The organism is Sphingomonas sp. (genome assembly GCF_031372575.1).
Lineage (GTDB): Bacteria > Pseudomonadota > Alphaproteobacteria > Sphingomonadales > Sphingomonadaceae > Sphingomicrobium.
On record NZ_JANMLM010000013.1, the window covers coordinates 1 to 7945 of the forward strand.

Sequence of the window (7945 nt, forward strand, 5' to 3'; positions counted from 1 at the left end):
CGATGATCGCGTTGAAGGTGATCGGGCTTTCGCACAGGCCCCAGATCATCGTGTCGCGGCCAGCCTCGATGCGCTTGGCGATGGCGATTTCGCCCTCGCGGCTGAGCAGTTCGACCGCGCCCATTTCGCGCAGATACATGCGAACCGGTTCGTCGGTGCGGTCGACCGCTTCCTTCTTGACCGCCGCCGCCGGGCGCGGGCCGCCATCGTCGAGCGGATCGACCTCGTCTTCCTGCTCTTTCTCATCCTCGTCGTCGTCGCTGGCTTCCGCCGCCTCGACGATATTGACCCCCATCTCCGAAATCGCGGACATCACATCCTCGATCTGCTCGGAGCTCATCTGGTCCTGGGGCAGGGCCTCGTTGAGCTCGTCATAGGTGATGACGCCGCGCTTTTTGGCGCGCGCGAGCAATTTCTTGATCGCGACGTCGTTGAGGTCGATCAGCGGCGCATCGCCGTTGTCGGTTTCAGGTTCTGCAGTTTCGTTTTTCGCCATGATCCGCCGCTTAGTCGTTGCCGGCGAGGGACGCCAGCCTATCCTTGAGTGCCTCACGAAGCGTGTGAAGCCGTTGCTGTTCACCAAAGGCGGTGTCGTCGCCGTCCGAGAGCCGTCGCTGGGCCTCGGCAAACGCCGCGTCGAGCTCAATCCTGGCCACCAATGCCTCGATCGCCAGCCCGAGATCGCGCCGCGCGGCCTCGGGGTCGCATCCCGCTTTCGTGAAGGAAAAGCCGATCTCGCCGCCTTTCGACACGTCGCGCCAGGGCGCGGCCATGTCCTCAGCTGATAATATGGTGGCAAGTTGCCCGCGATCAAGGACTTCGCCGGCCATGTTGAGATCGACCATCCGGTCGCGGACCTGGGCGGCGGGGGGATCGGCGATGGGCAGCGACGCGAGCGCCTCGACATGGTCGCCGATCGCCAGCGGATAGAGCGCGTGGCCGAGCACCAGCGCGCGGGCGACGTCGCGGCCGATCCCCCCGGCGCCGATGGCGCGCGCGGCCTGACTGGCGGGGGGCGGGGGCGGGACGAAGCGACCGTCCTTACTCTTCTTCCACGGGGTGCGGGCGGTGAAGGGTCCGCCGCCGCCGCGCTGCTGCTGTTGCGGGCGGACCAGGGCGTTGAAGCGGCCGAGCCATTCATCGCGATAGAGTGCGCGGACGTTGGGGTCGGCGATTGCGGACGCATGGTCGACGAGCCGCTGGCGAAGGCCTGCCCGGGATTCGGGGGTGTCGAGCGGGGCGGCCTCGACCTCGTGCCGCCACAGGCGCTCGACCAAGGGTTCGGCGGCGGCGAGCAGGGCCTCAATGGCTGGTTTGCCACCGGAATTGACGACATCGTCGGGGTCCTGGCCGGCGGGCAATGCGACGAAGCGCAGGGTGCGTTCGGGGGCGAGGTGCGGCAGCGCGCGGGTAGCGGCGCGGATCGAGGCTTTCTGCCCCGCCGAATCGCCGTCGAAGCACAGGATCGGCGCGGGCTCGAGCCGCCACATCCGCTCGAGCTGCGCCTCGGTCAGCGCGGTGCCGTTGGGGGCGACAACCTCGATGATCCCGGCGCGGTCAAGGCCGATGACGTCCATATAGCCTTCGACCACGATCACGCGACCGGCCTTGCGGCTGGCGGGGGAGGCGAGATCGAGATTGTAGAGTGTGCGGCCCTTGTCGAACAATGGTGTGTCCGGCGAGTTGAGGTATTTTGGCTCGCCGGGGCCGAGGATCCGGCCGCCGAACGCGATGACGCGGCCGCGCGGATCGCGGATCGGGATCATGAGGCGGCCCCGGAAGCGGTCATAAGTCCCTCGGCTTCGCTCGGGATGAACGGAGTCCTTGTTGTCGTCTGGCCGGATCAGCATTCCCGATTCGACCAGTTTGTCCTCGTCGAAATGGGCGAGCGCAGTTTTCAATTTGCCGCGGCTGTCGGGCGCGAAGCCGATCCCGAAGCGCACGGTGGCTGCGTCGTCGATCCCGCGCTTCTTCAGATAGGCGCGCGCGGCGGCGCCATCGATCCCCGCGAGTTGTTCGGCGAACCAGGCTTGCGCGGCGGCCATGATGTCGTGGAGCCCGGCCGACTGCTCCTGCCGTTCGGCGGCGCGGGGGTCGGGGGCGGGGACGTCCATCCCCGCTTTCCCGGCCAATTCCTTGACCGCATCCATGAATTGCATACCCCGCGAATCGGTCAGGAAGCGGATTGCATCGCCATGCGCGCCGCAGCCGAAGCAATGGTAGAATCCCTTCTCGTCATTGACCGTGAACGAGGGGGATTTCTCCTGGTGGAACGGGCAGCAAGCCTTATATTCGCGCCCCGCCTTGATCAGCTTCACCGAGGGGGCAATGACCGCCGAGAGCGTGGTTCGGACGCGCAGTTCGTCGAGGAATTGGGGGGTAAGGGTCACGGGGTGAGCCTTCTAAGTGACATGGGGGAGAGGGTCACTTGCGCGGTCCCGCTCGAGAAGGTGTCTCGACTTCGCTCGACACAAACGGTTCTGTTTGGCGACTACCTGTCCCGTTCGTCCCGAGCGTAGTCGAGGGACGTTCTATCGGTGGACGCGCGAAGAACGAAACAGCGGCCCAATCCCCCCGAAACAGGGCTTCCTTCTTGGCACGTGACCAGGGCTTGATCCGCCGCTCGGCCTCAAGCGCCTCAATTCGGGTTGGGAAATGGTCGCTCCACATCACTCGAACTGGTCGCCTCCGGGAAGTGAAATCGCAATAACCGCCGGCTTGATGTTCGGCCACCCGGCGATCCACATTGTCGGTATGGCCGGTGTAATATTTCCCGTCTGAGCATTGCAGGACGTAGACCCAGAACGACAATATCAGCTCCCTGCAAAACGTCCCTCGACTTCGCTCGGGACTAACGGATCATGTGTGGCTTATCCGTTGGCCAACGCCGCCCTCACCAACGCACTCGCCCGCGCCGGCTCAATACTGGTCGCATGGCGCTCCTTCACCAATGCCATCACCCGGCCCATGTCCTTCATGCTCGCCGCGCCGGTCTCGGCGATCACCGCGCCGATCGCGGCTTTGGCTTCATCTTCGCTCATCTGCGCAGGCAAAAACCGTTCGATCACCTTTATCTCGGCGGTCTCGATCGCGGCCAGCTCGGCGCGGCCGCCCTTGGTGTACATCTCGACCGATTCGCGGCGCTGCTTGATCATTTTCTGGAGGACATCGGTGACCAAGGCATCGTCGTCGGGCTGGACGCTCGCGGTGCGCAATTCGATGTCGCGATTTTTGATCGCGCTATTGATCATCCGCATCGTCTGGGTGCCGGCCTTGTCGCCGCTCTTCATCGCGCTCACCAGCGCGGCCTTGATGTCGTCGCGAATCATCTGCTGCCCGTTTCGATTGGTCGGAAAAATCCAGTCGTAGCGGCGATATTGGCGGTTTTACAGCGTTGACCTCAAGCGCCAACGCGCTTAGCCGCATTGGCTTAGCTACATCGCCGGTTTTTCTTGATGCAGGAGCCCCCACTTGGCCGATCCACGATCCACGTCTGCGCGCCCCGACGGGGCCACGGGCGTGATCGTTTTCGCGGATGGCCGGGTGATCTGGGGGCGGGGCTTTGGCGCGGAAGGATCGGGCGTCGGGGAGTTGTGCTTCAACACCGCGATGACCGGCTATCAGGAAGTGATGACCGACCCGTCCTACGCGCGGCAGGTGGTTGCGTTTACCTTCCCCCACATCGGCAATGTCGGCGCGAATGAGGAAGATGTCGAAGCGGGCGCGGCGCATGCACTGGGCTGTTTCGTGCGCGAGGCGGTGACCAGCCCGAGCAATTTCCGCTCGACCCAGGATTTCCCGGGCTGGATGGCGGCGACGGGGCGGATCGGGGTGTCTGGCGTGGACACGCGCGCGCTGACGCACCTGGTGCGGCGCGAGGGACCGCCAACGGTGGCGTTCGCGCATGACGCGGGCGGCGAGTTTGATCTTGAGGAGTTGCGGGAGAGCGCGGCGGGGTGGCCGGGGCTTGAGGGGATGGACCTGGCGAAAGAAGTTTCGCGGGGGCAGCTTGAGGCTTGGAGCGGGGGCAAGTGGTCGCTTTCGCGTGGATACGAAGAAGGTGTCTCGACTTCGCTCGACACGAACGGTGCGGGGGAGGGCGCCCAAAAAAAACCGTTTGTCCCGAGCGAAGTCGAGGGACGTCAGCCCCACGTCGCTGCCATCGACTATGGCGCCAAGCGCAACATCTTCCGCAATCTGGTCGAGGCCGGGGCGCGGGTGACCATCTTCCCCGCCTCGGCGCGATTCGAAGAGGTGATGGCGGTGGCGCCCGATGGCTTCTTCCTGTCGAACGGGCCGGGGGATCCGGCGGCGACGGCAGTTTATGCGGTGCCGCTGATCAAGCAGTTGCTGGCGACCGGCAAGCCGCTGTTCGGGATTTGCCTGGGGCATCAGTTGCTGGCGCTTAGCGTGGGAGGCAAGACGGCCAAGATGTTCCAGGGGCATCGCGGGGCCAATCATCCGGTCAAAAGGCTCGCCGATGGCGCGGTCGAGATTACCTCGATGAACCACGGCTTCGCGGTCGAGCGCGACGGCCTCCCCGCCAACGTCCGCGAGACGCATGTCAGCCTGTTCGACGACAGCAATTGCGGGATCGAACTGACCGACCGCCCGGCGTTCTCGGTGCAATATCACCCCGAGGCGAGCCCGGGGCCGATGGACAGTTTCTATCTGTTCGAGAAGTTTGTGGGGATGATGCAGAAATGAAAATTTATGGGTTCGCGTCTGATAGTCTGACTAATATTTGGGCTGGCATTGGTGCACAGCGTTGGGCCGTTGGGCAATCTAACGATGGGGCATACGCGAAGGGGCGGCTTACCAAGGCAGCTAAAATGTCGATTGGCTCTTTCGGAATCCTTTATTGCAGCGAGACAAGTGCCTACACCACGCCATTCGTCGTGTATTCTCGGCCGAATCCGAGCGAAACAATCACAAACATCTGGGCAAGCCCGTGGGTTTTACCTTTTGGCATCAAGCCATTGGGCAATCCCGATCGTTCGTTATCAATCCGTGACATTTTGACTGTCATCCCGAATGCGGCGGGAAGGGGAATATCGGACCCGAGAAAGCACTTAATCACAGTGCAGGGAAATTTTGCATTCCAAGCTTCCGAAATAACGGACGAAGACTGGGCGATCCTCATTGAGCACCTAGCCATTTAATGCCCCGCCGCACCGACATATCTTCGATCCTCATCATTGGCGCTGGCCCGATCGTGATCGGCCAGGCGGCGGAGTTTGATTATTCGGGGTCGCAGGCGGTCAAGGCGTTGAAGGCCGAAGGCTATCGGGTGATCGTGGTCAATTCGAACCCGGCGACGATCATGACCGATCCCGAGCTGGCTGATGCGACCTATATCGAGCCGATCACCCCCGAGATCGTCGCCAAGATCATCGAGCTTGAGCGGCCCGACGCCGTGGTGCCGTCGATGGGCGTGCAAACCGCGCTCAACACCGCGGTGGCGCTCGTCCAGGACGGGTCGCTGAATCGGCTTGGGGTCGAGCTGATCGGGGCCAAAGCGGCGGCGATCGAAATGGCCGAGAATCGCCAATTATTCCGCGACGCGATGGACCGGATCGGGCTGGAAAGTCCGCGATCGGCGATCGTCCATAGCTGGGAGGAGGCTGCCGCCGCGCTCGACGAGGTCGGGCTGCCGGCGGTGATCCGGCCGAGCTTCACACTTGGCGGGACTGGCGGGGGGATCGCCTATAACCGTCAGGAATATGAGCATTTCGTCCGTTCCGGGCTCGAAGCATCGCCGACCACCGAGGTGCTGATCGACGAGAGCCTGGTCGGGTGGAAAGAATTTGAGATGGAGGTGGTGCGCGACACCGCCGACAATTGCATCATCATCTGCTCGATCGAGAATATCGACCCGATGGGGGTGCACACCGGGGATTCGATCACCGTCGCGCCGGCGCTGACGCTGACCGACAAGGAATATCAGCGCATGCGCTCGGCGAGCATTGCGGTGCTGCGCGAAATCGGTGTCGAAACAGGCGGTTCCAACGTCCAGTTCGCCGTTGATCCGAAGACCGGGCGGATGATCGTGATCGAGATGAACCCGCGGGTTTCGCGGTCCTCGGCGCTGGCGTCGAAGGCGACCGGCTTCCCGATTGCCAAGGTCGCGGCGAAGCTGGCGGTGGGGTACACGCTCGACGAGATCAAGAATGACATCACCGGCGGCGCGACCCCGGCGTCGTTCGAGCCGACGATCGATTATGTCGTCACGAAAATTCCGCGCTTCGCGTTCGAGAAGTTCGCGGGGGCGGCGGACACGCTGTCGACGGCGATGAAGTCGGTCGGCGAAGTGATGGCGATCGGGCGGTCGTTCGCCGAGAGTTTGCAGAAGGCGTTGCGCGGGCTGGAGACTGGCTTGTGCGGGCTCGACCGGGTGCGGGCGCTGGAACATGCCAGCCCGGCCGAGATCGAGAATGCGCTGGCTAGGGCTACTCCCGACCGGCTGCTGGTCGCAGCGGAAGCATTGCGGCACGGCTTCACCATCGACCGGATCCACGCGATTGCCGGGTTCGACCCGTGGTTTCTCGGGCGACTGGCGGAAATTGTCGCGGCCGAGGAGCAAGTCCGCGCCGAGGGCATCCCGCAGGATGTCGCCGGGCTGCGGCGATTGAAGGGCATGGGTTTTTCCGACTCGCGGCTGGCGCAATTGGCGTTGCGGTCGGCGGGGGTTGGCCGTGATGCGTCGGAAGCGGCGGCCTACGGGTCGGGGATCGTCCATGACGCGCTGCGGGCGATGACCGGGGGCGTGACCGAGGCCGAGGTGCGGCGCGCGCGGCACAAATTGGGCGTGCGACCGGTGTACAAACGGATCGACAGCTGCGCCGCCGAATTCGATGCCGCGACGCCGTATCTTTATTCGACCTACGAAGCGCCCCTCTTCGGCGAGCCCGAGGATGAGGCCGACGTCAGCGACCGCCGCAAGGTGATCATCCTGGGCGGCGGGCCGAACCGGATCGGGCAGGGGATCGAGTTCGACTATTGCTGCTGCCACGCCGCCTTCGCGCTCAAGGAGGCAGGGTTTGAGGCGATCATGGTCAATTGCAATCCCGAGACGGTGTCGACCGACCCCGACACGTCGGACCGGCTCTATTTCGAGCCGCTGACCGAGGAGGATGTGCTCGAAATCATCCATCGCGAGAGCGAACAGGGCGAATTGGTCGGGGTGATCGTCCAGCTTGGCGGGCAGACGCCGCTCAAGCTGGCGGCGGGGCTGCAGGACATGGGCGTGCCGATCCTTGGCACCTCGCCCGACAGCATCGACCTGGCGGAGGACCGCGAGCGGTTTGCGAAATTGGTCGACAAATTGGGCTTGAAGCAGCCCGCCAACGGCATGGCGCGCAGCCGTGACGAGGCAATCGCAGTGGCCGAAAAGATCGGTTATCCGGTGCTGATCCGCCCGAGTTACGTGCTTGGCGGGCGGGCGATGGAAGTGGTCGACGGGCCCGACCAGCTCGACCATTATATTGCCACGGCGGTGCAGGTGTCGGGCAATTCGCCGGTGCTGATCGACCGCTATCTGCGCGACGCGATCGAGGTCGATGTCGACTGCATCTGCGATGGGACCAAGGTCGCGGTGACCGGGATCCTCCAGCATATCGAGGAAGCCGGGGTCCATTCGGGCGATTCGGCCTGCTCGATCCCGCCCTACAGCCTGTCGCCGTCCGTGATCGCCGAGATCGAGCGGCAGGCCGAGGCGCTGGGGATGGCGCTCAAGGTCAAAGGGCTGATGAACATCCAGTTCGCGGTCAAGGATGAGGCGGTCTATCTAATCGAGGTCAATCCGCGCGCCAGCCGGACGGTGCCGTTCGTGGCCAAGGCGATCGGGCGGCCGATTGCCAAGATTGCGACGCGGGTGATGGCGGGCGAATCGCTCGACGCGTATCTGCCGATCGACCGCGACTTGGATTATGTCGCGATCAAGGAG

Annotated in this window: 7 protein-coding genes; 3 read left to right on the top strand and 4 right to left on the bottom strand. The window is 64.0% G+C overall.

Features of this window, described 5'->3' with window-relative positions:
- From RMN73_RS00840 to RMN73_RS00855, 4 genes are all read right to left on the bottom strand, one after another.
- On the bottom strand, positions 1–496 hold a 496-nt coding region (locus RMN73_RS00840), incomplete at its 3' end, for an RNA polymerase sigma factor region1.1 domain-containing protein (RefSeq protein ID WP_309601425.1).
- 10 nt (positions 497–506) lie between these two features.
- The gene (gene dnaG / locus RMN73_RS00845) at positions 507–2390 is read right to left on the bottom strand and encodes a DNA primase (protein ID WP_309601426.1); all 1884 of its coding nucleotides are present in this window, start codon (positions 2388–2390) and stop codon (positions 507–509) included.
- A gap of 34 nt (positions 2391–2424) precedes the next feature.
- Positions 2425–2811, bottom strand: coding sequence for a GIY-YIG nuclease family protein (locus RMN73_RS00850; protein ID WP_309601427.1), 387 nt, complete (start codon positions 2809–2811; stop codon positions 2425–2427).
- Between the two features lie 59 nt (positions 2812–2870).
- Complete coding sequence (locus RMN73_RS00855; protein ID WP_309601428.1) at positions 2871–3329, bottom strand: GatB/YqeY domain-containing protein; 459 nt, start codon at positions 3327–3329, stop codon at positions 2871–2873.
- A 142-nt stretch (positions 3330–3471) separates the two neighbouring features.
- Between RMN73_RS00855 and carA the strand changes: the two genes are divergently transcribed.
- The 3 genes from carA to carB all read left to right on the top strand — a co-directional run.
- A complete protein-coding gene (gene carA, locus RMN73_RS00860) occupies positions 3472–4707 on the top strand; it encodes a glutamine-hydrolyzing carbamoyl-phosphate synthase small subunit (RefSeq protein WP_309601429.1) in 1236 nt (411 codons plus the stop codon).
- On the top strand, positions 4704–5162 hold the full coding sequence (locus tag RMN73_RS00865; protein ID WP_309601430.1) for a hypothetical protein: 459 nt from the start codon (positions 4704–4706) through the stop codon (positions 5160–5162). Before carA ends, RMN73_RS00865 begins: the two co-directional genes overlap by 4 nt.
- On the top strand, positions 5162–7945 hold a 2784-nt coding region (gene carB / locus RMN73_RS00870), incomplete at its 3' end, for a carbamoyl-phosphate synthase large subunit (RefSeq protein WP_309601431.1). The genes RMN73_RS00865 and carB, both read left to right, overlap by 1 nt.